Consider the following 24,943-nt stretch of genomic DNA (forward strand, 5'->3'; position numbering starts at 1 on the left):
CAATTACTTTACCAGTCGTATCTTTAACTTCGATGTCGCTGTTCGGCTGTGCTTTACCTGTGACAACTTCACCTGTCTTTTGATCTACAGTTGCTGTCGGTGCATTCGGTGGTGTTAAATCTGGTGCTTGTGCATTTGTCGCAGGTGATTTACCGCCTGCATCTGATGCTGTAACGGCAACCGTTTCACCATCTTTCTGTGGCACATCTAGTTTCACAGAATAATCACCATTTGCATCTGTTTTGCCCGTACCAATTACTTTACCAGTCGCATCTTTAACTTCGATGTCGCTATTCGGCTGTGCTTTACCTGTGACAACTTCACCTGTCGTTTGATCTACAGTTGCTGTTGGTGCATTTGGTGGTGTTAAATCTGGAGCATTCACTTCTGTTGGTGGTGATACCAATGTTGTATTTAAATCAGTCGCTGTTACAGAAACTGGTTCACCATTTTTTTGTGGAACATCCAATTTAATTTCAAAATTACCATTAGAATCAGTTATCCCTGTTCCAATATCTTTACCATTTGCATCTTTGATATCAATTTTTTGACCTGATTCAGCTTTACCTGTAACAGTCGTACCACCATCGACAACTTCAACATCAGTGGGTGACTTTGGTAAAATAACCACTGGAGCTTTCACCACTGCAGGCTCAGATATCAAGTCACTCAAGTCCATCGCTGTAACTTCGATCTCTTGACCATTTGTTAAAGCAGGTTTTATAGTTACTGAATACGTCCCATCCTTATCTGCAATTGCTGTAGCAATGATACGGCCTGAGGCTGAATCAACAATTTTAATTCGGGCATCAGGTTCACTCACCCCTGAAATATTACTACCAGCGGCATTAAACACAACAGACGGTGGTTCTGGTGGTGTAATATCTGGAGCAGTAGCTCCCACTGGCAATGAAGAATTTCCGTTCCCATCTGTTAATGTTGCAAATAATTTTTCACCATTTAGCTGTGGTTTTGTTAAATTAAATGAATAGCGGCCAAGGCTATTATATAAACCACTACCGACAATCTCGCCTTTCTGATTGGTAATTGTAACTGTACCTGTAAAGCCAATCTCCCCTAGTCCAGACACGTTAAGACCATTTAGACCTACGTTGAAAGTAGGTGAAGGAAGAATGCTTGCAGTGACTGCGTTCAAATTTGTAATATCTTGATTAGACATATTTTTATACCTTAAGCAAAGTTGCATGAATTTTTATAGATGTTGCAATATTTTTTGCATTTCTGTGATTTGGTAGGCATTTTTAACATTTTTATTTAAATTGATCAATTTTTTTTCAACCCCCTCCGAAATTTCCGATCAATAACATTTTCACGTATCACATCAATATTCATAACAATTTGTTTTTCTAAATCTTTTAATAATTTATAAAAATATCTGACAGTTTATCGGAATATATAAATTTAAGTTTTGCTTTACATTTCTGACCAACAAACAAGAATCTGATCATTTAATCCAATTTAAGCTATACTTTTGATATATGTCACTAACACTAAAGAACGATCGAAGAATGAATAAACTCACCTGCTTTAAAGCCTATGATATTCGTGGAAAGCTCGGGACAGAGCTGAATGAAGATATTGCCTATAAAATAGGTCGGGCTTATGGTCAGATCTATCAACCAAAAAAAATTGTAGTCGGATGTGATGTTCGTCTAACCAGTGAAGCTTTAAAACAAGCCACGATTCGGGGCTTAAATGATGCGGGTGTGAATGTTCTTGACCTAGGTTTGACAGGTACGGAAGAAGTTTATTTCGGTGCATTTCATTTAGATGTACAAGGTGGTATTGAAATCACTGCCAGCCATAATCCAATGGATTACAATGGACTTAAGCTTGTACGTGAAAATGCTCGTCCCATTGGTGCGGATTCTGGTTTAAAAGAGATTCAGACTTTGGCTGAATCTGAACAATTCATTGAAGTAAATCAAAAAGGCTCAACAGAAAAATTTAATATTCTTCCTGAATTTATTCAGCATTTGATGGGATATATTAATCCTTCTTCAATTCGTCCATTAAAACTCGTGATGAATGCTGGCAATGGTGCAGCAGGTCATGTCGTTGATGCAATTGAAGCTCAATTTAAGCAGCTCAATATTCCAGTTGAATTCATTAAAATTCATAATGATGCTGATGGTACATTTCCAAATGGTATTCCCAATCCAATTTTAATTGAGAATCGTGCAAGTACCTCAAATGCTGTACTTGAGCATCAAGCAGATATGGGTATTGCATGGGATGGTGATTTTGACCGTTGCTTCTTATTTGATGAGAAAGGGCAATTCATTGAAGGCTATTATATTGTTGGTTTACTAGCACAGGCTTTCTTATTGAAACAAGCTGGGGAAAAGATTGTTCATGATCCGCGCTTAGTTTGGAATACGCTTGATATCATTGAAAAATATCAAGGTATTGCTGTTCAATCACAATCTGGTCATTCATTTATTAAAGATAAAATGCGTGAACAAAATGCAGTATATGGTGGTGAAATGAGTGCTCATCATTATTTCCGTGATTTTGCCTATTGTGATAGTGGTATGATTCCGTGGCTATTGGCGATAGCCGTATTATCTGAAACTAAACAATCTCTTTCCTCTTTAGTTGAAGGGATGATTGCTAAATTTCCATGTAGTGGTGAAATTAACTTTAAAGTTGAAGATACTCAAAAGACCATTCAGAAAATTTTTGACAATTATGTAGATCAACAACCTACGATTGATCGTACCGATGGTGTAAGTCTTGATTTCGGTGCATGGCGTTTAAATATTCGCGCCTCGAATACAGAGCCGTTGCTCCGTTTGAATATTGAAAGCCGTACAGACAAAAATCCAAAACCGATGCAAGATTATGTAAATGAATTGACCCAATTGATTCAAGGTTAATCTCCTGTCGATTAAAAGAAAAAGGAGCCCTTATGGACTCCTTTTTTCAATCTGAATAAAACTGTCTTTATATCAATCAGTTTTTATAGCCTGTTGGATTCTGCTTCTGCCAGTTCCAGCTATCAGCAAGCATGTCTTCCAATTGATATTTTGGTGTCCAATTTAATTCTGAAACAGCACGAGCATTATCGGCAAATGAAATCGCAACATCGCCCTCACGACGTGGTGCAAATTTAAATGCAACAGGAACACCATTTACTTTTTCAAAGGCATTTTTCACTTCTAAAACAGATGAACCATTACCTGTTCCAATATTCCAAGCACGGCAACCTGTTGCAAATAAGCGATTATTCAATGCACATAAATGTGCATTCGCTAAATCAACCACATGAATATAATCACGTACACCTGTACCATCTATAGTGTCGTAATCATTACCATAAATAGAAAGCTCTTCACGGCGACCCACTGCAACTTGCGTGACAAATGGCATTAAATTATTTGGAATTCCTTGAGGATCTTCACCAATTCGACCACTTTTATGTGCACCAACGGGATTAAAATAGCGCAACAAAGCAATTGACCAACGCTCATCAGAAATCGATAATTTTTCTAATAATTGCTCTACAATCAATTTAGTATAACCATAATTATTGCTTGGCATACCTGTTGGCATTGTCTCATTTAAAGGTGAAACATTAGCTTCATCGTAAACTGTTGCTGAAGAACTGAAAACCAGTTTCAAAACATTTGCTCGAGCCATCGCTTGAACAAGGTTAATTGAACCCGCAATATTATTATCAAAATAAGTAAGTGGAATTTGCTGGCTTTCACCTACCGCCTTTAAACCTGCAAAATGAATCACTGCATCAATCTTATACAGACTAAAGAGTTGATCCAATGCTTTAGCATCACGAATATCACCCTCAATAAACGTTAGGGTCTTATTAGCTAACACCTGAGCTCGCTTGAGCGATTCTTCTGAACTATTAGACAAATTATCTAGTACAACAACATCATGCCCTGCCGTCAATAATTCGACACAAGTATGTGAACCAATATAACCTGCACCACCTGTTACTAAAATATTTGCCATTTTTTAAATCTCTTCCTGATTCAAGAGGACTTTAATCAACCCCTGAGTTGATGCATCTAAATGTTCAAAATTATGTGCTGTACCATTTAAAATAGGTAACAACTGGTTGGCAATTTCTTTGCCTTTTTCTACGCCCCATTGATCAAATGGGTTGATATTCCAAATCACCGACTGTACAAACACTTTATGTTCATAACTCGCAATTAACATACCCAAGCTATAAGGATTCAGTTCTTTGAGCAAAATTGTCGTACTTGGTTGATTGCCAGTATATTGTTTATACATGGGTAATGATTCAATTTCTTGCTGATTTAAAGCTTTGTTACCAAACGCCAATAATCTTGACTGGGCCAAACAATTCGACAACGCTAAATGATGCTGTTCAATCAATGCTTCTGCATTTTCTGCATAAGTAAATTGGTTGGCTTTGTAACGATGTACAGGAGCAATAAAATCACAATGTACCGAATGTGTCCCTTGATGCAATAGTTGATAAAAGGCATGCTGCGCATTTGGCCCTACTTCACCCCATAAAATCGGGCAAGTATCCATATCGACAGACTGTCCATTGCGTTGAATGGATTTGCCATTTGACTCCATTTCTAACTGCTGTAAATATGCCGCAAAATATTTTAAACGACCATCATAAGGTAATACCGCATGTGTCTGAATATTTAGAAAGTTATTATTCCACACCCCCAACATTCCCATTAAAACAGGAATATTTTGCTCAAATGGCTCGTTCTGAAAATGCTCATCTATCGAATAAGCACCTGCAAGAAATTGTTTAAAGCCTTCTACACCAATAGTTAATGCTATCGGGAAACCAATACATGACCATAAAGAATAGCGCCCCCCCACCCAGTCCCAAAGTAAAAACTGGTTATCAGGATGAATCCCCCATTCGGTCATCTTTTCAGGTTTAGTTGAAACACCAATAAAGTGACTTTTAACAACACCCGTATCTTGCCCCAGTGCTTTTTCAAGCCATTGACGAACCGTGTGCGCATTGGAAAGCGTATCAATGGTGCCAAAAGATTTAGATGAAATAATAAATAAAGTCGTTTCTGGACGCAGTTGATGTAACAATTCTGATAGCTGACTACCATCAATGGTCGAAACAAAATGCACATCTAAAGATTGCGTTGTGTGAACCTTAAAATCTTGTAATGCATGACTGACCATCAATGGCCCAAGATCAGAACCACCGACACCAATATTCACCACATCACGAATGACTTCCCCCGTATAACCACGGTACTGTCCAGCATGAATTTTTTCAACGACTTGATACATCCGATCAAGTTGTTGATGAACATCATGATTAATCTCAGTTTGCACATGTTTAGGCACACGCAAAGCCCAATGCATGGCTGCACGTTGCTCTGTATAGTTAATCTGTTCATCTGAAAATAATCGATGAATCCATGACTTTAATTGCTTTGATATTGCAAATTGTAATAAAACATCCATCACAGGTTGCTGTAGACGCTGCTTACTATAATCAAAAACCAATTGTTCAAATTGCGTAGACAATTGCTCAAAACGCAAATTATCTTGATCAAAGAGATCATTTAAATGTAGTTCTGAAAATTGTTCAGATAATAGTTTTAACTGTAAAAAGGTCGGATCTTTTATCTGATTTGAATCACTCATGAACGCCCAACCCCTTGATAAGTAAAACCTTGAGCTTTCACAAAAGCTGGATCATAAACATTACGCCCATCAAGCAACAGTAAATGCTTCATTTGAGATTTTAATTTTTGAAAGTCAGGACTTAAATATTGTTTCCAAGCTGTCATCAAACATAATGCATCGGACTGAGCAGTCGCCTGATATTGATCCTCAAATAAGATTAAATCTGAACGATCACCATAGTACTGGTGAATTTCAGGTAAGGCTTGAGGATCATGTAAATGTACGATTGCCCCTTGCGCCCACAAGGCTTCAAGCAAAGCATGGATGGGTGCATTATGAATACTTGAGGTATTTTCTTTAAATGAAGCCCCCCAAATCGCAATTTTTTTATGTTTTAAATTAGTTTGAAAATGATTCCATAATTTTCGGAATAACACTTCTTTTTGTCGTTCATTATTTTGCCAAACTTGTTCAAACAATTGACTTCGTACACCAATATCTGAAACTGTATTCGATAAAGTTAAAATATCATGTGAAAAATTTTCACCACCAAAGCCTGCACCTGCTGACAAATAGGCCGAACCAATTCGACTATCTGCGGCTAGACCTTGTTGTACATTAAAAATATCAATACCAAGCTTTTCTGATACCAATGCAAGATCATTCATATATCCAATACGCATTGCCAACATGCCAGAAATACTCAATTTTGTAAATTCCGCATCAAGAATCGGCATAAATAAATACTGATGTTGGAATTGAAAAAATGGACGGAGCAGCTCTTGCATCATTGACTTCACATCATCATGATCTACACCCACAATGACTTGTTTTGCATAGGTAAAACTACCAAGCGCATTCCCTTCCTGAATAACATCAGGTAAATAAGCCCAGTTTTCGGTATTTAATTTTTGTTTGAGTGCTTCAGTACCGTGCAAACCAAAAGTTGACCCATTGATGAACAAACCCTTTGGTTCAACTGTAATCTGATGGATACGATCCAATAAGGCTAATGCACGATCTTGCTCAGTTGCGGCATAACTAAAAACATACACATCATTATCTAAAGGTAATTCATCAAAAGAGCCTTGATGTAAAAACCCTGATATAACTTGTTGTTGAATCAACCGATTCACATCTTCATTTTGATAATGAACTTGATCCTTACGACTAAGTTCATTTGAACACCAAAATACTTGATGCCCATGTTCTGCGAACAATCCCGCAAGTACACCCGCTTGCAGGGTCGCTCCAAAAACATTAATTTTCATGCAGCACCTAAAATTTTATTATAATTTTAACGCTTGAATAAGCTGTTTAAATTCATCACCCAATTTTGGATGTTCAATGCCATAATGCAAGACTGCTTTCAGATAACCAATTTTACTACCACAGTCAAAGGTTTGACCTTTCATGCGGTAAGCTTCAACATTTTCAATTTTTTGTAACGCTGCAATTGCATCTGTGAGTTGAATTTCTTTTCCCGCACCTTTAGGCGTATTTTCTAATAACTGCATAATTTTTGCAGGTAAAACATAACGCCCCACCACAGATAAATTTGATGGTGCTGTGCCTACAGCGGGCTTTTCAACAATACCTTGCATGATTGAACTCTCACCTTCAGCAGGTGCTTGAGCAACATCAACAATTCCATACTGATCAACTAGATCATCGGGCACAGCTTCAACCATAATTTGTGCTGCTAAGGTTGAATTAAAGCGTTGAATCATCAAGTTCAAATCATTAGCAGTAGCAGTATTTTTAATCAATACATCGGGTAAAAGTACGGCAAAATCCTCATCACCAATAATTTCTTTAGCGCAAAGTACAGCATGACCTAAGCCCAAAGGCTGAGGTTGACGTACACTGATCACAGACACATGTGGAGGTAAAATTTCAGTAATTTCTTTCAGTAAATCAAATTTTTTCTTATTTTCAAGAGTCGTTTCAAGTTCAAAATTACGATCAAAATAATTTTCAATGGATGCTTTTGAAGAATGCGTGACAAGTACAATTTGCTCTATACCTGCTGCTACAGCTTCCTTAACAACATACTCAATTGCAGGTCGATCGACAATGGTGACCATTTCTTTTGGAATAGATTTACTTGCTGGTAAAAAACGAGTACCCAAACCTGCAACTGGAAGAATAGCTTTTTTGATCATATTTAAACTTCAATTTTCAATTTATGACTTTACTTCATCATTTGTTTTTTGTGATTCATTGCCTTGAAACAATGAAGGACCAACATGACCAGGAGCATTAATGCCCTCTTTATTAGTCATAACGGAAACTGTTTTAAACATAATTTTAAAATCAACAAATATATTATGATGATCGACATACCATACATCACATTTGAAGCGCTCTTCATAATCAAGATCGTTACGACCACTGATTTGTGCAAGTCCTGTCATACCTGGACGAACTTCAAGGCGTCGAGCTTGCTCAGGCGAGTAAAGTTCAACAAATTCTTTCAACATTGGACGCGGACCAACTACACTCATATCGCCTTTAAGTACATTGATGAGTTGTGGCATTTCATCCAAACTTGTTGAACGAAGTTTTTGACCAAATGGTGTAATTCGCTGTTCATCGGGTAATGGATTGCCTTGGCTGTCATTCGCATCTTTCATCGAGCGAAACTTCATCATTTTAAAAAGTTTTCCATTTTTACCAGGTCGTTCTTGGTAAAAGAAAATTGGAGAACCCAAATTTTTACGAACTTTGAAAGCAACCAATATAAAAACAGGGGAAAGTAACAACAACGCTATTGATGCTATGATGATATCAAGTAATCTTTTCATTTGACTGTTTTAAACCCATTATTTCAAATAATTTTTTATTTGCCTTATCAGCATCGAAGTGCTCTGTGGCCATTTTATGACTTTCAAACCCCATCAAGCCGACTTGTTCTGGATGTTCTATAAAATAACACATTTTTTCTGCCAATGCTTCAGGATTCCAGCAGGGAACTAAAAAGCCGTTCACACCATCAACAACAGTTTCACGGCAACCAGGTACATCCGTAGTTATTATTGCTCGCCCAATAGCCATTGCTTCTTGAGTGCTACGCGGTACACCTTCCCTATATGATGGCAGAACAAACACACTACTGTCAGCTATCCAATTTTGTACATTTGTAACATAACCTGGATATTCAAATAATTTCTCTTGGATTAACTGATTTAAGGTATCTTGGTTTAAAGCCCCCATATTTTGATGATCAATAGCACCTAAAATTGTAAAATGTGCTTGTGGATAATTTTTCTTTACAATACGCATTGCTTCGATAAGTTCAAAAACTCCTTTTTCTTTAAGCAACCGACCTATAAATAAAAATTTTATAGGATCTGATGATGCTATTGAAAAAGGATATTGATCTAAATGCAACCCAATTCCACCCAAAATATGTACTTCAGGAACATTTAAACCATATGTATGCATCAAATCTTGTTGATCATCTTTATTAAGAAAAATCATTTTATCTAAACAAGGAAATGCAATTTTATAGAGCATAACCTGCACACTTTTGACTAATTTGGTTTTATTGCTTTGCCCTTCTGGTTGATTGGTAAATGTGTAACCCAACCCTTCTAGCATACCAATAACACTTGGAACACCTGCTGCCTTAGCTGCTAAACTTCCATAGATCACAGGTTTTGCAAAATATGAAAATACTATATCTGGTTTAAGTTCTTTTAAAATACGCTTTAACTGTAAATAAGAAGCAATATCTGCAAAAGGATTAAGACCACCTCTATTTAAGTTATACGTAATTGGCTCAGCACCTAATGCTTTGATTTTATCAATACATTGCTCTGTATACTCAGATGTAAGCGCATATACATAATGTCCTTCCAACACTAATTTTTTAATTAAATCTGCACGGAATCCATAGAAACTCGCACCTGTAGTACCAATTAACGCAATCTTTTTTTTATGACTCATATATTTCGATCCATTGCCCTACGATGTTGTCCAATGCAAGGGTGTTTTTTACGTATTGCAATGCACCAATACAATTATTGTCTTTTTCACTAGAATCCAATTGCAATGCATGTTCGATAGCTTCGGCAAGTAATTTAGAATCACTTTTGGGAACTAATGTGCCAAATCCCCCCATGACTTCTTTAACTCCACCACAATCAGTAGCAACAACATACGTTTCGCATGCCATAGCCTCTGCGACAACTAAACCAAAACCCTCAAATGAAGATGATAAGATAAATATATCTGCAGCTGACATCAATTGTGGAATATCGTTTCTTCTACCAAGTAAATGCACTTGATTCTTTAGTTCTTTATCTATAATTAATTGTTCTAATTCCAGTTTTAAATCACCATCTCCTACCACAAACAGATGTAGATGCTTATATTCAACATTATTTTTCAATAATATTTCAATAGCATTAAATAAATTCGGATAATCTTTAGCTTCATGTAACCGTCCAACAGCCAATAACATTATATCACTATCTAATAAACCTAGAGATAAACGCATATTATGATCCGTTTGCTCTGGGCTATGAAAACGATTTAAGTTTATTCCATTATAAACGGTTGTTATTCCATTTTTAGGAACAGCGCCTAAAGTTTCAAAACTTCGAGATGCAGACTGACTAACATTGGTTGTCAGATCAGATAAATGGTGCGTTAATCGGTAAGCGAACATCCGCCCCTTTCCACCTTCATTATTACTATGTGCGGTACAAATTAACTTTGGAACTGGAAAAAATATTCGTGAGATACGTGCAAAAATATTTGCATGTACCATATGTGCATGTACGACATCAGGCTGAAATTTTTGTAAGAGTTCCTTATATTTTTTATAAACACTTTTTGAATTTTTTACAGACTCTAACCCCAAATATACTAACTCAATTTCTCTATTTTCAGGACGTACAACGACCTCGCCCTTTAAATAAGCTATTTTGACTTGGTAACCACGTTGGAACATTTGGTCTGCCAAATCAGCAACAACTTTTTCAGCACCACCACCGCCAAGACCAGTTACTAAATATAATATATTCATAATTTGATCTTACTTAAAAAAATTATTATTAAAATATAAGTACAAAAAGTAATATATGCAAACAGCCAACCATGAAATAAATAAAAAATAGAAAAAGTACTCAACATTAAAAAAAGTCTTCTATCTGCATATTTAGCAACGAATGAGAAAGGAATAAATAAAATTAATAATATATATAAAATATAAAATATTACTTTATATCCTAAAATAAAAAACCAGCCTGCCATTCCTACATTTGTAGTCCAACTTTGAGCTAACGAAACTTTAAACAAATACATTGTTGCAAATCTTGAAAATGTAAGATTCCCATCAATATGTGCAATATTCATAAATATTGATTGTATTAAGCCCTCTGCCCAATATGGTACCATATTACTCATATGGTCATATTTCATGCTCAAATAATCACTATTGTCCAATATTAAAGCAACATGACCTACATGCTGAAACCTATTAAATACATAATTCATAGATTCCATCAAGTACTCTTCATAACCAAATTTATTTACATTTTCAATCACATCAATAATATCGTAATTACCTCTAATTACCCATTTTAATTCTAACAAATATGGACAAATTAAAAAAAATATAATAATTGAGATCAATATTTTAAACAAATTCTTCCCATTTATATAAAACCCTTCTGTTCTACATAAAAAAGCAAACAACAAAAGCAATGGAGCACCCATCCATCCTCTTGATAAATTTGAAATTAAATATATCAAAGAATTCAAATAAAATAATCTATTGCTTTTCAGAGAGACACCAAGTATAAAAAATAGAATGTCAAAAGGTAGTAATATAAAAAAAATATTCAACAATGGGCTACCAGAAAATACTTCTGAACTACCAGCTATATTCGCACTATAAATAAGATTTATTATTAAGTAAAAAATTTGACCAAATAATAAAAAACAACCTAACTTATCAGAATACTCAAAAGATTTTTTAAATCTAAAATTTCCTGAAGCAAAAATATAAGCAAATACAATAAAAAAAATTGAAATTAGTTGAAATAAAAATGCGTAAACAAACGAATTCCTATCAATAACTTTGTATTGAAACTCAATTTCCATAGCACCATTATAAAAACCAATAATTGCATAAACAAAATTAACAATAAGGTAGAAAAATACGAGCAAATAAAAAGGATTGATGTGAATTTTTTTCATATACTATTTACTTCGCTCGATTCCTAATCACTAATATTTTTTTAAAAAAATTAGGACAAATAAAAATAATATTAAAAAGCAAAGTCAATAAACTATATTCATAACTTTTAGACTTTCTCAAATAATCCTTAGCTAATTCATTATCATCATTCAAAATATAATGATTAGAATATTGTAATAAAATATATGCGTATTTTTTATTAACTCTATTAACATCAGCCACTGTAAATTTATTTACGTCAAACTTATCATAGATATCTTGAATACGCTCAGGAATAAGGGGATTAATTAATTTATCCTTATATGTTACTCCAACAAATTGCCTATAACTACCTAAACACTCTTCCAAAAAATAGATATTACCTTGTTTAGCTTGCTCGATATGTATCTCGATATCTAAAGCATTTTCATTTAATTGATCAATATATTCATCAATTTTATTTACAAACATCTTAGATGAATGAATAAAAAAAGGGTTGATTAAATACATATCAATCAAACTATATTTTTTTTCATCAAAAACTGTAAATTCTATCTTCATTGGAATTGAATTTTTATCCACAGCATTCATATTATGAACACAAATAGAACAATCTAAATTTTTTTCTAAAATATCAAACTGCTTTTGTAATTTCCCTGGTAATGCCAAATCATCACCATCCAAATGGGCTATATATTTACCTTTTGCTTTTTTGTACACTTGTTTAATATTTTCAACTGCACCCAGATTATTTTGATAAAATAAAGGTATGATTAAGTCTGGGTATTTATCTACATAATTCTGTACAATTGCACGAGTGCCATCTGTCGAACAATCCTCTCCAACTATAATTTCATATTTAAAGCTTGTTACTTGGTTAACTAAACTATCAAGACATTCAGCAATAAAATTTTCTTGATTGTAAGTAACAACACATACAGATACTTTAATTCCGTTTTCTACAGTCATAGAAATCTCTTTAACACTCTTAACTGAATGATTTTTATAACTTTTCTAGAGCTAACCAGTGACACAATAAGGCACATCAAGCTAAAAAAACAAATTTGTAAAAATGCAATACTTCTCTGCTCTGAAAAATTCATAAAATGAATAAGTATATAGGATACTATAGCAACACTAGCAACACTTGGTAAAAAACACTTAAACCACAGTACATTAATATTTGGTTCAATAATTTTATGCACATAACTTACCCATAGTAAAAGATAGATAAATTGTATTGATAACCAAGCCCAACCTGCACCTATTGCACCATAGTTTTTAGCAGCCCAAATTATGGCTGGAATTAATAGTATTGCTGTAACAATATTGCCAATAAAGTGTAACCTTAAATTACCTTTGGCATACTGTAAATAGTAAGGAAAAGCACCTAAAGTTAAAATAGCATTGCCCAAAGCATACAACTGTAAAATAGGTGCAGCATTTTCTGAAAGTGCCACATCACCTGTCCAAACATAAAGTACAGGCTTAGCCAATACAGCTAAAACTAATCCAGCAGTTACCACAATAGCGGTAACAAATTCAGTCGCTCCTAAATAAACCGCTTTTACTTCCGCATGTTTATTTTCACCTTGTAAACGTGCCATTCTTGGCATAATTGCTGAGCTAATTGGAGTACCTATCTGCAAAATACCCCCAGCCACTAAAACGGCCAAAGTAAAATAACCATACTCAGACAAAGGTAATATGCCTGATAATATAAATTTATCGAGTTGAGTCAGTAATACCCAAATAGAAGAAGTAAATGCAATGGTTAATGCAAAGCCTAAGACTGGTTTAACAGGATTAAAAGACCAGCCAATATTTTCTTCTTGATCCGTTTTGGGTAACAGTAAATAAGTCTTAAAAGCCAAAACAACAAATTCAATGATTGCAACAATAAGCTGAAATCCAAAAAAGCTTTGAACAGTAAAACCAACATAATGCATATACAGCAAAACACCTGGAAATCTTAAAGTAGCAATAATAATATTTACCACACTTAACCAAACAATTTGCTCAAAACCTGATACTACACCTCTATATAGTCCAGTCATCCACCTGAGCGCGACACAGACCGCCATAATCTGTAAGCAAAACAAAACTTCTGAGATATTGAGATACTCCAATTTTAACCAACTAACCGCAATATAATGGTTAAAATAAAAAAGTAACCCGCCACCTATAAGCGCTATTGCTGTAAAAATAGCACTGAGCGACCTAAAAAGTTGACGAAAACCCAAAGCTGTTTCTGCACCGGCATTATATAGTGCTGTTTGTCTACTAATCGTTGGTGTTAGTCCAAAATCCAACAAACTAAAAAGTCCCTGTAGCATTGCAAAAAAGCCTACTAAACCGTAGGCTTCAGCCCCCATATATTTCATATATATAGGCAATATTGCGATACTAATAATCACCAAATAAATCTGGCTAGTATAGCTAGCCAAAACATTTATTTTTAATGATAGTGCTGACACTTAATTATCCCAGTAATTATTTTTTGCTATATGCTCATCATATTGAGCATGGGTTATGCCACAAATAACTTTGTCATGAAACCTACCATTTCTGTAGAACCAATCAGCCTTTTTACCCTCCACAACCCAACCACATTTTCTTGTATAAAAGTCTATTGAGCGCTCATTATAAGCGATCATTTCACCATCTAAACGATTTAACCCTAATTCTTTAAAAGCATAACGCATCACAGTCATAACAGCATCTAATGCATAACCTTTTCCACGACTATCTTTGTCACCCAACATAATCCCATTAAATGCTGTACGATTTTTCCAGTCCATATCGACCAAATTTGTAGTCCCAATAAATCCCATTTCCTCAGTTTCAATCGCAAAATTTTGAAATTTCATATTATTATGATTAATATTTTTAATATATTCTTCAGTACTTAGACTTGAATATGGGAAATGCCATCCTCCCAAGTTATACCAAATTTCAGGTGAATTTGACCATTTTGTTAAAAGCTCTAAATCACCTATTTCTAAAGCTCTTAATGTAACAACCTTACCTTTGATGTTCATTTTAAACACTCCTGTACTTTATTTATTTGAAACTGCATTTCTTTTTCCCCATACCGTTGATCACAAATCAAATGAGTAACATTTGATATAAAATTATTTTCAAAACTATCTTTTGTCACTCGTTTTAAACTATCTAACCAATATGTCGGAGTATAAATCTTAGACTGGATAAGCATATTTGAAAGTTTTTTATCTAGTAACAAAGGATATGTTAACGGTGACTCAATATCTTCAATATTCACCTTTAACTGATTAAACTCTCCTAATTGAGAATGCAACAGTTTAAAATTTTTTAACCTTTGTTCTTTAAAACTTGCATAATCAAAACTCTCAAGCATTTGTCCAGTAATTTTTGATATTTCCCTTGGTAAACAATCTTCAAATGCTTTTTCATTGTGTTGAAAAATATTATAGGCATGAGTTGCTGTCGATACACTTCGTAACAACGCATGTTCATATTGTTTGACCATTTCTTCTGCTGTTCTTTTGTAATACTCTGGAACAATATTTTGATTTGTAACTAACAACCCCCCCTCTGCAACTGGTAAAAACTTTCTTGGTGAGTAAACTGTGGCGTAACAATCAAGTGGTTGCACAAAGAAAGCTTGTGAGTGATCGAAAATAATTTGCTTTCCCGAGTATTTTCGTAAAATTCTTCTTTGAACTGATGTACATAATCCAAAATAATTTACATATAACAAATACTCATTTGGCATTAATACTTCAGGGAGTATCGGGGAAAAATCAGAATTCAAGTCATAAAAACAAATTTCAACCCCCAAAAGATTCAATGGCTCGATCATTGAGTCACAAATAAATCTAGGGATCCATAATTTTTCAATAAATGTATTTTTCAACAAATCATAAAATGCTGAACGAGCAGAGTTATATTGCATTGCTATTGGATACGGAAACTGATTTAGCCTAGATAAACCAAATTCAAAAAAACCACCTATTTCATCATGGCTAAAATCCACTTAGCTTTCCTCTAAAAGATCTGATCCATCACTATTAAACAAGATCAAAATTCATTAATTGTTCTTGAATTTCCTCAATATCATTAAACATCATTACGTCAATGATTGATAAAAATGGAATAAATTCACCCGAAAATTGCTTATATATTGACTTATTTGATTGAATAAAGAATAAATCCATACCATGCTCTAAAAAAACCTTTTTGGAATACAATTCCACTCCACCTATAGGATTAATATAGGTCTGTACATTTTCATTTTCACATATATCAAGCACACGATTCTGACCCGACAAGTGAGTATTTTGATATATTTCACTGCTAATTTGAAACTCAGTTTTAATTCCCAAATACTGTGAAACCTCAATTACACTTCTAATAGCTAGATCTGAAATTGTTTTAGGTTGCGACTCTAAAATAGAACGAATTAAATTAGAAATAGGTTCATAATTTTTGGCTTTTTTATAACTAAAAAGTATAGAATTTAGAAAAGATTTTTTCCATTTTTCATAAGTTTTTTCAGTAATTAGTACATCTCTTATCAATGCATGTGAACTTGCATTTGATAAAGGAATACTAAATAAACTAGCTTGATTGTTAATCAATATTTGATTTCTGTTAATCCAACCTTGTTTAATAAATGTAACATCATCATAAAAAATAAATTTATCAACCGAATTAATTAACTGAAAATACCCAATATATGGCATAAAGTACGGTTGCATAATTGCTAATTTCATTATGTATACCCTAATCACATTACACTTTTAATAACATTCACAATCAATTGAATTTGTTCAATCGTTAACTCTGGATACATTGGCAGACAAAGCACTTGTTGAGAAAGTAATTGCGCTTGTGGTGTCTCAGCACTGTATTTTTGATAAATTTCCAAATCCGTCATAATTGGATAAAAGTATTTTCTTGCAAATACATTTTGTACTTTAAATTTTTCAAATAATTGATCACGAGTTAAAGGATAATCTTCAGAAATTACTATTGGGAAATAAGAACAGTTATCCTTTTCCATATTTAATCGTGAAATACATTTAATGCCTTGCACATCTTGTAAAAGTTTGCGATAAATCTGATCAACTTTTTTACGCGCTTCTAATGTTTCATCAATCGTTTTTAATTGTAGTAAGCCAAGTGCAGCATGAACTTCACTCAATTTCCCATTTAACGAAGCATCAATAATTGTTGTTTCATTTACAATACCAAAATTTTTCAACTGATCTATACGTTGCTTCATTTCAGCACTATGACAAACAATTGCACCACCTTCAAAAGTATTAAATACCTTCGTAGCATGAAAACTAATTACACTTAAATCACCATAATTTAATAAGCTTTGCCCTTGATACTTGCACCCAAATGCATGCGCAGCATCATAAATGAGCTTTAAATTATTTTTATCAGCTATTTTTTGTAGTAACGCTACATCACAAGGAATCCCATAACAATGCACAGGTAAAATAGCGACAGTTTTATCCGTTATTGCTTTTTCAACCTCATTTGGATCTATATTAGATGTAATCGGATCAATATCTACAAATACTGGTTTCAACTTATTCCAAACAATAGAATGTGCTGTAGCGACAAAAGTATACGGTGTAGTAATCACCTCACCTTGATCTAAATCTAATGCTTGTAATGCTGTAACAAGTGCAATCGTTCCATTATTAAATAGCGAAATAAATGGTACATCTAAGTATTCACACAATTCCTTTTCTAATTGTTGATGTAATGGACCACAATTAGTCAAAATTTTATTTTCCCAAATCTGTTCCAAATATGGAATAAAAGCTTCTAATTCAGGCAAAACGGGCTGGGTAACATAAATAGGCTCATTCATTACAGCTCTTCCACCAAAGAAATTAAATACTGACCATAATCATTTTTACTCATACTTTGACCAATTTCTAGAACCTGTTGTTTAGACAACCAACCATTATTGAAGGCAATCTCTTCGAGACAAGCCACCTTATAGCCTTGACGTTTTTCGATGGTTTCTACAAATTGAGCCGCTTCAAGTAAACTTTCATGAGTTCCTGTATCTAACCAAGCAAAACCACGACCAAGCAACTCAACACTTAAATCACCACGCTCTAAGTACATTTGATTTACGGTTGTAATTTCCAACTCCCCACGTTCAGAAGGCTTAACTTCTTTTGCAATTTTTACGACATCATTATCATAAAAATATAACCCTGTTACAGCAAAGTGCGACTTTGGGTACATCGGTTTTTCTTCTAAAGAAATAGCACGTTTCTGCTCATCAAACTCAACTACCCCGAAGCGTTCAGGATCTTTCACTTGATAACCAAAAACAGTCGCACCTTTCTGACGAGCAATAGCTTGCTTAAGCATAGGAGTGAAACCTTGACCATAAAAAATATTATCGCCAAGTACAAGACAAACACTACTGTTGCCAATAAAGCTTTCACCAATAATAAAGGCTTGAGCCAAGCCATCTGGACTTGGTTGAACTGCGTAAGTTAATTCGATTCCAAACTGTGATCCATCACCAAGTAGTCGTTTAAAACCATCTATATCATCAGGAGTACTGATAATCAGTACTTCACTAATACCTGCCAACATCAACACAGACAATGGATAATAAACCATTGGCTTATCATAAATAGGCAGCAATTGTTTGGAAACACCCTTTGTAATTGGGTATAACCGTGTTCCCGAACCGCCTGCTAATATTATACCTTTCGTTGTTATTGACATTATATACTTACACCTAATCGTTCACGTTGATAGCTACCGTCTTGAACCCTACGGCACCATTCCATATTATTTAAATACCATTCAACTGTCTTTCTAATCCCAGTTTCAAATGTTTCTTTTGGCTTCCAACCTAATTCATTCGCTATTTTAGATGCATCAATGGCATAACGTAAATCATGTCCTGGACGATCTTTTACAAAAGTAATCAGCTTATCATAAGCTTCGTGATTGGCCTGAGGCTTCAATTCATCTAAAATTTTACAGATTGTTTTCACAACTTCAATATTCTGCTTCTCATTGTGTCCACCAATATTATAAGTTTCCCCGATTTCACCTTCAGTGACAACCTTATATAAAGCCCGTGCGTGATCTTCTACATAAAGCCAGTCACGAATCTGATTCCCTTTACCGTACACAGGCAAGGGTTTTCCATCGAGTGCATTTAAAATCACTAATGGAATTAATTTTTCAGGAAAATGATAAGGGCCATAGTTATTTGAGCAGTTAGTTACAATAACAGGAAAATTATAAGTACGATGCCAAGCTCGAACTAAATGATCTGAACTTGCCTTACTTGCAGAATAAGGCGAGCTGGGTGCATAAGATGTGGTTTCTGTAAACAGATCATCAGTACCATCTAGATCACCGTATACTTCATCTGTTGAGATATGATGAAATCTAAATTGTTGTTTTTCTTGTTCGTTGAGTTGCATCCAATATTTTCGAGCGACTTCAAGTAAAGTATATGTTCCAACAATATTTGTAGTAATAAATTCTGCTGGGCCATCTATTGAACGATCAACATGTGATTCAGCCGCCAAGTGCATTATTAAATTTGGCTGAAAGGTTAAAAATGCTTGAGTTAATGCTTCTGCATCACAAATATCAATCTGTGCAAACTGATACTTCGGGTCTTGATCTACTTCCGCCAAAGACTCCAAGTTTCCTGCATAGGTTAATTTGTCTATATTTAGCACTTCATCTTGCGTATTTTTTATAATATGACGAACAACTGCTGAACCAATAAAACCAGCACCGCCAGTGACTAAAACTTTCATATAATTCCTAGATTTATTAATTTTACTTACAAACGAATATCGCTTTGCTCTTTATCCAATACATATTTTAAATCATATAAAACATATTGATCCTTGCCTAATTTTTTAAAATCATCCATCGACATTTGTTTGAATTCATCATGGGCAACAGCAATGACAATTGCATCGTACTGACTTTCAAGCTCAGAAATAGGAGCAAGCCCATATTCATTTTCGGCTTCAGACACATCAACCCACGGATCATAAATATCTAAATCAAGATCATATTCTTTTAATGCCTTAACCATATCTACAATTTTAGTATTTCGAATATCTGGACAGTTTTCTTTAAAACTTAACCCCATAATTAGAATTTTTGAGCCAACAACCTGAATACGTTTTTTAACCATTTCTTTAATTAGTTGGGTTGCAACATATTCACCCATACGGTCATTTAAACGACGAGCTGCAAGAATAATTTCAGGATGCAAACCAATTGATTGTGCCTTATGTGTTAGATAATAAGGATCTACACCAATACAATGACCTCCGACCAATCCTGGTCGGAAATTCAAAAAGTTCCATTTAGTTCCTGCTGCTTTGAGCACTTCCTCAGTATCAATACCCATCTTATTAAAAATAAGCGCTAGCTCATTAATTAAAGCAATATTGACATCGCGTTGGGTGTTTTCAATGACTTTCGCAGCTTCAGCAACTTTTAAAGATGGTGCTTTGTATGTGCCCGCTTCAATAATTAGCTTATAAACTTGATCAATATAATCTGCAACTTGCTCAGTAGATCCAGATGTAATTTTTAGAATATTGGTTACATGGCGTTGCTTATCACCAGGGTTAATACGTTCTGGACTATAACCCACAAAGAAATCTTGATTAAACCTCAATCCTGACATTTTCTCTAATACAGGTATACAGACTTCTTCTGTAGCACCTGGATATACTGTAGATTCATAGACTACGATATCACCGTTTTTAAGTACCTTTGCGATACTTTCAGATGCTTTAATAAGTGGTGTTAAATCTGGTTGTTTAAAATCATCAATTGGTGTTGGTACAGTGACAATATAAAAATTGCTTTGATCCAATTGTGCTATGTCTGATGTATAGCTCAATAAAGTTTGCTTTTGCAACTCTTGCTGAGTTACTTCAAGCGTATGGTCAAAACCATTTTTTAATTCATTGATTCGTGTGGTATTAATATCGAAACCTACTGTTGAAACATGTTTTCCAAATTCAACAGCCAAAGGTAAACCAACATAGCCAAGACCAATAATTGCAATTTTAAGCTGTTCTATTTGAAACATATTTTTATCCAACAGGAATTAAGAGTGTTAATACAAACAAACTCAAACTTTATATAAGCGTAAATATAGCAGATTTTACCTGAGTATGCTGTGCTTGATACACTTGGTTAATACATTAAATATACCCATTGGATAAATTATAGAATACAATCAAAAAATATAATGGATACATTTTAAGTAAACGCAAATAGCACTACAAAATTAAGGGTCTTGAATGTGAAGTACCAACGCACATTATTTTTTTTAGCAATTTCTTTGTCTTTTTCTGGTTGTGCAGTCACATCTGGTCTACAAACCTATGATCTTCCAGATCAAGGATCCTATAAAACTGATCAAGGTGCTGAGCTATCTGTAGTTCAACTTACTCAAAATAGCCTTCCTGAAATCGCACTTAGTACCACTCAAAGTACAACGAATATCATCGGTTTATTTAAAAATCAACAAAGCATTTATAAATTAAGTCCTGGTGATGTTCTTTCCATTCAGCTCTGGGCTTATCCAGAAATTACACCACCGATACAAGATGCAACCAATATTAAAGCTGTCGGCTACCCAATTGATCCAAATGGAAATGTCTACCTGCCTTTAGTTGGTCAAATTAAAGTCGCAGGTAAAACACTTGCTGACACCAACCAATTGCTCCGCAATCAATTTGCTAAATATTTAAAACATCCTGATGTTGTTGTTCGTGTATTGTCTTATGAAGGGCGTCGCTATTTTGTTAATGGGCAAGTACTTCGTAGTGGGCAGTTTACTTTAAATGATCAACCCATCAGCATATATACAGCACTTGGACAAGCTGGTGGTGTTAATCCTGAAACAGGTGATAACACTAACATCCAACTTATTCGTCAGGGTCAAACGTATAATCTCAATGTACTGACTTTAGAGAAACAAGGCCTATCTTTACACAACCTACTCATTCAACCTAATGACACTATTTTTGTAAATACTAAGCAAAATCAGAAACTTTATGTAATGGGTGAGTCTAATAAAAGCCAAGCACTTCCGTTACGTGATCAGGGCATGACTCTCAGTGATGTTCTGGGTGAAAGTGAAGGTATTAATCCTTACTCTGCAAGTGCTGCTAAAATTTATGTGATGCGTACTGACTTAACGACTCGCCACTCTACAATTTATCACTTGAATTTAAGTAGCCTTGGTAACTTCTCTTTAGCTAATCAATTTGCCATGCAAAAAAATGATATCGTTTATATTGATGCAACGGGTCTGACTCGCTGGCAGCGCATTATGAACCAGATTGTACCATTCTCAAGCGCACTATATTCATTTGATCAATTAGGGGGTAATTGATGCAAATTAGAAATATCCTCGTTGTTTGTGTTGGTAATATTTGCCGTAGCCCGATGGGTGAGTTCTTACTCAAAGCCAACCACCCTGAACTACAGATTGATTCTGCTGGATTATCTGCAATGGTTGGACATTCTGCGGACGATAAAGCAATTCTGTGTATGGATACATTGAATATCGATATGCGAAGTCATGTTGCAAAACAAATCAACTCGGAACTGATCAAAAAATCTGATTTAATTCTTGTTATGAGTACAAATCAGCAGAAACATATTGAGCAGACTTGGCCCTTTGCTAAAGGTAAAGTATTCAGACTTGGACACTGGCAAAGTCAAAACGTACCTGACCCTTATAAGCACGATCAGGCTTTTTTTGACGAAACTTGTATTAACATTCAAAGCTATGTTTCAGATTGGCAATCACACCTTAAAATTTAATCAGTTATTTACTTATGAATCAGAACTCAAAAACTAGCGAAGATACTATTGATTTAAAAGAGTTATTTTTCTCTTTGATTGAACAATGGAAAGTAATTGCTCTTTGTGTCGTACTCAGCTTAATCTGCGCTTTACTTTATTTACGGGTTACACCTTCTAGTTATTCTACAGATGCAATGATTCTTGTAGAAGATGGGAAAAGTGCTGCGTCTGCCGCACTTCTAGGTCAGCTTGGCTCTTTAGCTGATGGTGTTGGTGGTAAATCACCTGCGGATGCAGAAATTGAAATCCTAAATTCAAGATTAATTTTAGGTCAAGTCATTCAAAATTTAAATCTCAATATCCGAATTGAAGACAACCAAAATAATTTATTTGACCGTTTAGTTTCACAAGATAAAATTAGCCTTGACTATAAACCTGATGCTGTTATTTATACACGTAATCAGTCAAGCTTCTTCATCAAAAAACTTGATGTACCAAGCTATTACAATGACAAACCATTAGTTTTAAGTTTTATAGACCAAAATCGATTTAATTTAAGCTATAAAGATGAAATCGTTTTCAAAGGTAATTTGAATCAGATTAATCAATCTTCCGATTTAATGGGTCTTTGGAATGTTCAAATTTATAGTAAGACACCATTTAAACAAACATTCACTTTGAAAAAACTATCACTCCCATCTGCCATGAAATTGGTTACAGCAAACTATGCTGTCGCTGAAAAAGGTAAAATGACGGGTGTAATTGGATTAAATTATTCTGGGACAGATAAAGCAACGATTACAGAAGTATTAAATAATATTCTTAATGTTTATACAGCACAAAATATTGAACGTAAATCGTTAGAATCTAAACAAACGCTTAGTTTTTTGGATAAACAGCTTCCTGAATTAAAAAAACAACTCGAAGAGTCTGAAATTAAGTTCAACCAATTCCGTGAACAATATAATACCATTGATGTCACGCAAGAATCTGAGCTTATGCTTAGGCAAAATATCGATCTTGAAAAAATGAAAATCGAGTTGAAACAGAAGCAAGCTGAACTTTCTGCAAAATATACACCTGATCACCCATTAATGGCTGAAATCAATGCACAAGTCGCTTCACTCAATGAAAAGACGGCTGAACTTAACCAATCTATTAAAAAGTTACCTGAAACACAACGCTTGTACTTACAAATATATCGTGATGTAAAAGTTAATACTGAGCTTTATACTTCTCTACTTAACAGCTACCAACAATTGAAGATTGCTAAAGCGGGCGAAATTGGTAATGTTCGGATTATTGATACTGCTGTAGAGCCTGTTAAACCTGTTAAACCTCGTAAACTCATTATTTTAATTTTATCGCTATTTGTTGGTGGGTTTATTGGCGTTCTTATTGCATTAATACGCAATATGCTACGTTCAGGTATTAAAGACTCTGCTCAGATTGAAAATGAGCTTAATCTTCCTGTATATGCAACAGTTCCACGCTCTCCTATTCAGGAAAGTCGCATTCAAATACTCAAGAAAAAGAAATCAATTCCTATTCTTGCAATAAAGAATTCGGAAGATGTAGCGATCGAAAGCTTACGCAGTATTCGAACCACAATTCATTTTGCTTTGGCAAATGCCAAAAATAATATTATTGCAGTTTCTGGCCCTGCACCAGAAGTCGGTAAATCTTTTATTTCAACCAACCTTGCTGCAATTTTTGCACAAAGTAATAAACGTGTTTTATTGATTGATGCCGATTTGCGTCGTGGGTATTTACACAAATATTTTGATCGTGAACCTGCACCAGGGCTAACTGAATTAATGGCTTCGAAAATATCTTTGGAACAAGCCATTCATAAAACAACCGTTGCAAATCTAGACTTTATTGCGCGAGGTAAGAATCCAGGAAATCCTTCTGAAATGTTATCTTCAGTGCAATTCAAAGAATTACTTGAGCAATTGTCTACGCAATATGACCATATCATTATGGATACTCCACCAGTACTTGCAGTAACAGATGGCATTATCATTTCACAATATGCTGGTGTGAATTTGATCGTTGCTCGTTTTGCTAAAACGCAGATTCAAGAACTTGAAATAACAGTGACCCGCTTTGAACAAGCTGGTAGTAAAGTGCATGGTATAATTCTCAATGATATTCAGAAAATGGCAGGCAGTAGTGCATACAATTATTCCTATGCCTATACCGCTCATAAAGATTTAGACTGATTTAAAAAAGCTGGGTTCCAACCCAGCTTTTTTAAATCTAATTTTTTTTATA

At 34.5% G+C, this 24,943-nt stretch carries 22 protein-coding genes; 4 read left to right on the plus strand and 18 right to left on the minus strand.

Annotation, left to right across the window (positions count from 1 at the left end):
* Positions 1-1,180, minus strand: a 1,180-nt coding sequence (locus ACK2M2_RS11240; RefSeq protein ID WP_419348454.1) for an Ig-like domain-containing protein, incomplete at its 3' end; no start/stop codon positions are given.
* Between the two features lie 349 nt (positions 1,181-1,529).
* Here ACK2M2_RS11240 and ACK2M2_RS11245 point away from each other — a divergent pair.
* On the plus strand, positions 1,530-2,900 hold the full coding sequence (locus ACK2M2_RS11245) for a phosphomannomutase CpsG (protein ID WP_419348457.1): 1,371 nt from the start codon (positions 1,530-1,532) through the stop codon (positions 2,898-2,900).
* Between the two features lie 76 nt (positions 2,901-2,976).
* Here the strand turns inward: ACK2M2_RS11245 and galE are convergent, their stop codons facing one another.
* Genes galE through tviB form a run of 17 tightly spaced genes read right to left on the minus strand, consistent with a single transcriptional unit; the run spans position 2,977 to position 20,936 of the window.
* Complete coding sequence (gene galE, locus ACK2M2_RS11250) at positions 2,977-3,996, minus strand: UDP-glucose 4-epimerase GalE (RefSeq protein WP_419348460.1); 1,020 nt, start codon at positions 3,994-3,996, stop codon at positions 2,977-2,979.
* Positions 3,997-3,999: 3 nt separating this feature from the next.
* Positions 4,000-5,652: a glucose-6-phosphate isomerase gene (pgi, locus tag ACK2M2_RS11255; RefSeq protein ID WP_419348462.1), complete on the minus strand. Its 1,653-nt coding sequence runs from the start codon at positions 5,650-5,652 to the stop codon at positions 4,000-4,002.
* On the minus strand, positions 5,649-6,905 hold the full coding sequence (locus ACK2M2_RS11260) for a UDP binding domain-containing protein (RefSeq protein WP_419348465.1): 1,257 nt from the start codon (positions 6,903-6,905) through the stop codon (positions 5,649-5,651). The genes pgi and ACK2M2_RS11260 overlap by 4 nt, the downstream gene beginning before the upstream one ends.
* Positions 6,906-6,923: 18 nt before the next feature.
* On the minus strand, positions 6,924-7,799 hold the full coding sequence (gene galU / locus ACK2M2_RS11265; protein ID WP_419348468.1) for a UTP--glucose-1-phosphate uridylyltransferase GalU: 876 nt from the start codon (positions 7,797-7,799) through the stop codon (positions 6,924-6,926).
* A 21-nt stretch (positions 7,800-7,820) separates the two neighbouring features.
* Positions 7,821-8,441: a sugar transferase gene (locus ACK2M2_RS11270; RefSeq protein ID WP_409512221.1), complete on the minus strand. Its 621-nt coding sequence runs from the start codon at positions 8,439-8,441 to the stop codon at positions 7,821-7,823.
* Positions 8,425-9,585 carry a glycosyltransferase family 4 protein gene (locus tag ACK2M2_RS11275; protein WP_419348470.1) on the minus strand — a complete coding sequence of 387 codons (1,161 nt, stop codon included), beginning with the start codon at positions 9,583-9,585 and terminating at the stop codon, positions 8,425-8,427. Before ACK2M2_RS11275 ends, ACK2M2_RS11270 begins: the two co-directional genes overlap by 17 nt.
* On the minus strand, positions 9,575-10,669 hold the full coding sequence (locus tag ACK2M2_RS11280; protein ID WP_419348472.1) for a glycosyltransferase: 1,095 nt from the start codon (positions 10,667-10,669) through the stop codon (positions 9,575-9,577). Before ACK2M2_RS11280 ends, ACK2M2_RS11275 begins: the two co-directional genes overlap by 11 nt.
* Positions 10,666-11,844, minus strand: coding sequence for an oligosaccharide repeat unit polymerase (wzy, locus tag ACK2M2_RS11285; RefSeq protein ID WP_419348475.1), 1,179 nt, complete (start codon positions 11,842-11,844; stop codon positions 10,666-10,668). Before wzy ends, ACK2M2_RS11280 begins: the two co-directional genes overlap by 4 nt.
* A 7-nt stretch (positions 11,845-11,851) precedes the next feature.
* Positions 11,852-12,793: a glycosyltransferase family 2 protein gene (locus ACK2M2_RS11290; protein WP_419348477.1), complete on the minus strand. Its 942-nt coding sequence runs from the start codon at positions 12,791-12,793 to the stop codon at positions 11,852-11,854.
* Positions 12,790-14,301 (minus strand): oligosaccharide flippase family protein, encoded by a 1,512-nt coding sequence (locus ACK2M2_RS11295; RefSeq protein ID WP_419348480.1) that lies wholly within the window; start codon positions 14,299-14,301, stop codon positions 12,790-12,792. Before ACK2M2_RS11295 ends, ACK2M2_RS11290 begins: the two co-directional genes overlap by 4 nt.
* Positions 14,302-14,865, minus strand: a complete 564-nt coding sequence (locus ACK2M2_RS11300) for a GNAT family N-acetyltransferase (protein ID WP_419348483.1) — start codon at positions 14,863-14,865, stop codon at positions 14,302-14,304.
* Positions 14,862-15,842 carry a hypothetical protein gene (locus ACK2M2_RS11305; RefSeq protein ID WP_419348485.1) on the minus strand — a complete coding sequence of 327 codons (981 nt, stop codon included), beginning with the start codon at positions 15,840-15,842 and terminating at the stop codon, positions 14,862-14,864. The genes ACK2M2_RS11300 and ACK2M2_RS11305 overlap by 4 nt, the downstream gene beginning before the upstream one ends.
* A 34-nt stretch (positions 15,843-15,876) precedes the next feature.
* Positions 15,877-16,581, minus strand: coding sequence for a WbqC family protein (locus ACK2M2_RS11310; RefSeq protein ID WP_419348488.1), 705 nt, complete (start codon positions 16,579-16,581; stop codon positions 15,877-15,879).
* A gap of 14 nt (positions 16,582-16,595) precedes the next feature.
* Positions 16,596-17,696, minus strand: coding sequence for a DegT/DnrJ/EryC1/StrS family aminotransferase (locus ACK2M2_RS11315; protein WP_419348491.1), 1,101 nt, complete (start codon positions 17,694-17,696; stop codon positions 16,596-16,598).
* On the minus strand, positions 17,696-18,571 hold the full coding sequence (gene rfbA / locus ACK2M2_RS11320) for a glucose-1-phosphate thymidylyltransferase RfbA (protein WP_419348560.1): 876 nt from the start codon (positions 18,569-18,571) through the stop codon (positions 17,696-17,698). Before rfbA ends, ACK2M2_RS11315 begins: the two co-directional genes overlap by 1 nt.
* 5 nt (positions 18,572-18,576) lie before the next feature.
* On the minus strand, positions 18,577-19,635 hold the full coding sequence (rfbB, locus tag ACK2M2_RS11325; protein ID WP_419348493.1) for a dTDP-glucose 4,6-dehydratase: 1,059 nt from the start codon (positions 19,633-19,635) through the stop codon (positions 18,577-18,579).
* A gap of 26 nt (positions 19,636-19,661) precedes the next feature.
* On the minus strand, positions 19,662-20,936 hold the full coding sequence (tviB, locus tag ACK2M2_RS11330) for a Vi polysaccharide biosynthesis UDP-N-acetylglucosamine C-6 dehydrogenase TviB (RefSeq protein ID WP_419348495.1): 1,275 nt from the start codon (positions 20,934-20,936) through the stop codon (positions 19,662-19,664).
* Between the two features lie 216 nt (positions 20,937-21,152).
* Here tviB and ACK2M2_RS11335 point away from each other — a divergent pair, with 216 nt between their 5' ends.
* The 3 genes from ACK2M2_RS11335 to ACK2M2_RS11345 are packed head-to-tail and all read left to right on the plus strand — an operon-like array spanning position 21,153 to position 24,891.
* Positions 21,153-22,250, plus strand: a complete 1,098-nt coding sequence (locus ACK2M2_RS11335) for a polysaccharide biosynthesis/export family protein (RefSeq protein WP_419348497.1) — start codon at positions 21,153-21,155, stop codon at positions 22,248-22,250.
* Positions 22,250-22,684, plus strand: coding sequence for a low molecular weight protein-tyrosine-phosphatase (locus ACK2M2_RS11340; protein ID WP_409512212.1), 435 nt, complete (start codon positions 22,250-22,252; stop codon positions 22,682-22,684). Before ACK2M2_RS11335 ends, ACK2M2_RS11340 begins: the two co-directional genes overlap by 1 nt.
* A 14-nt stretch (positions 22,685-22,698) precedes the next feature.
* Positions 22,699-24,891 carry a polysaccharide biosynthesis tyrosine autokinase gene (locus ACK2M2_RS11345; RefSeq protein WP_419348500.1) on the plus strand — a complete coding sequence of 731 codons (2,193 nt, stop codon included), beginning with the start codon at positions 22,699-22,701 and terminating at the stop codon, positions 24,889-24,891.
* Positions 24,892-24,943: the final 52 nt, after the last annotated feature.

Source organism: Acinetobacter sp. TY1 (assembly GCF_048551395.1).
Lineage (GTDB): Bacteria > Pseudomonadota > Gammaproteobacteria > Pseudomonadales > Moraxellaceae > Acinetobacter.

Coding starts and splice junctions, on each gene's coding strand:
- galU (WP_419348468.1), bottom strand. CDS start 7,799: ATGATCAAAAAAGCTATTCTTCCAGTTGCAGGTTTGGGTACTCGTTTT.
- pgi (WP_419348462.1), bottom strand. CDS start 5,652: ATGAGTGATTCAAATCAGATAAAAGATCCGACCTTTTTACAGTTAAAA.
- galE (WP_419348460.1), bottom strand. CDS start 3,996: ATGGCAAATATTTTAGTAACAGGTGGTGCAGGTTATATTGGTTCACAT.
- ACK2M2_RS11245 (WP_419348457.1), top strand. CDS start 1,530: ATGAATAAACTCACCTGCTTTAAAGCCTATGATATTCGTGGAAAGCTC.
- wzy (WP_419348475.1), bottom strand. CDS start 11,844: ATGAAAAAAATTCACATCAATCCTTTTTATTTGCTCGTATTTTTCTAC.
- ACK2M2_RS11340 (WP_409512212.1), top strand. CDS start 22,250: ATGCAAATTAGAAATATCCTCGTTGTTTGTGTTGGTAATATTTGCCGT.
- ACK2M2_RS11310 (WP_419348488.1), bottom strand. CDS start 16,581: ATGAAATTAGCAATTATGCAACCGTACTTTATGCCATATATTGGGTAT.
- ACK2M2_RS11275 (WP_419348470.1), bottom strand. CDS start 9,585: ATGAGTCATAAAAAAAAGATTGCGTTAATTGGTACTACAGGTGCGAGT.
- ACK2M2_RS11290 (WP_419348477.1), bottom strand. CDS start 12,793: ATGACTGTAGAAAACGGAATTAAAGTATCTGTATGTGTTGTTACTTAC.
- ACK2M2_RS11260 (WP_419348465.1), bottom strand. CDS start 6,905: ATGAAAATTAATGTTTTTGGAGCGACCCTGCAAGCGGGTGTACTTGCG.
- ACK2M2_RS11270 (WP_409512221.1), bottom strand. CDS start 8,441: ATGAAAAGATTACTTGATATCATCATAGCATCAATAGCGTTGTTGTTA.
- ACK2M2_RS11300 (WP_419348483.1), bottom strand. CDS start 14,865: ATGAACATCAAAGGTAAGGTTGTTACATTAAGAGCTTTAGAAATAGGT.
- ACK2M2_RS11315 (WP_419348491.1), bottom strand. CDS start 17,696: ATGAATGAGCCTATTTATGTTACCCAGCCCGTTTTGCCTGAATTAGAA.
- ACK2M2_RS11280 (WP_419348472.1), bottom strand. CDS start 10,669: ATGAATATATTATATTTAGTAACTGGTCTTGGCGGTGGTGGTGCTGAA.
- ACK2M2_RS11345 (WP_419348500.1), top strand. CDS start 22,699: ATGAATCAGAACTCAAAAACTAGCGAAGATACTATTGATTTAAAAGAG.
- tviB (WP_419348495.1), bottom strand. CDS start 20,936: ATGTTTCAAATAGAACAGCTTAAAATTGCAATTATTGGTCTTGGCTAT.
- rfbB (WP_419348493.1), bottom strand. CDS start 19,635: ATGAAAGTTTTAGTCACTGGCGGTGCTGGTTTTATTGGTTCAGCAGTT.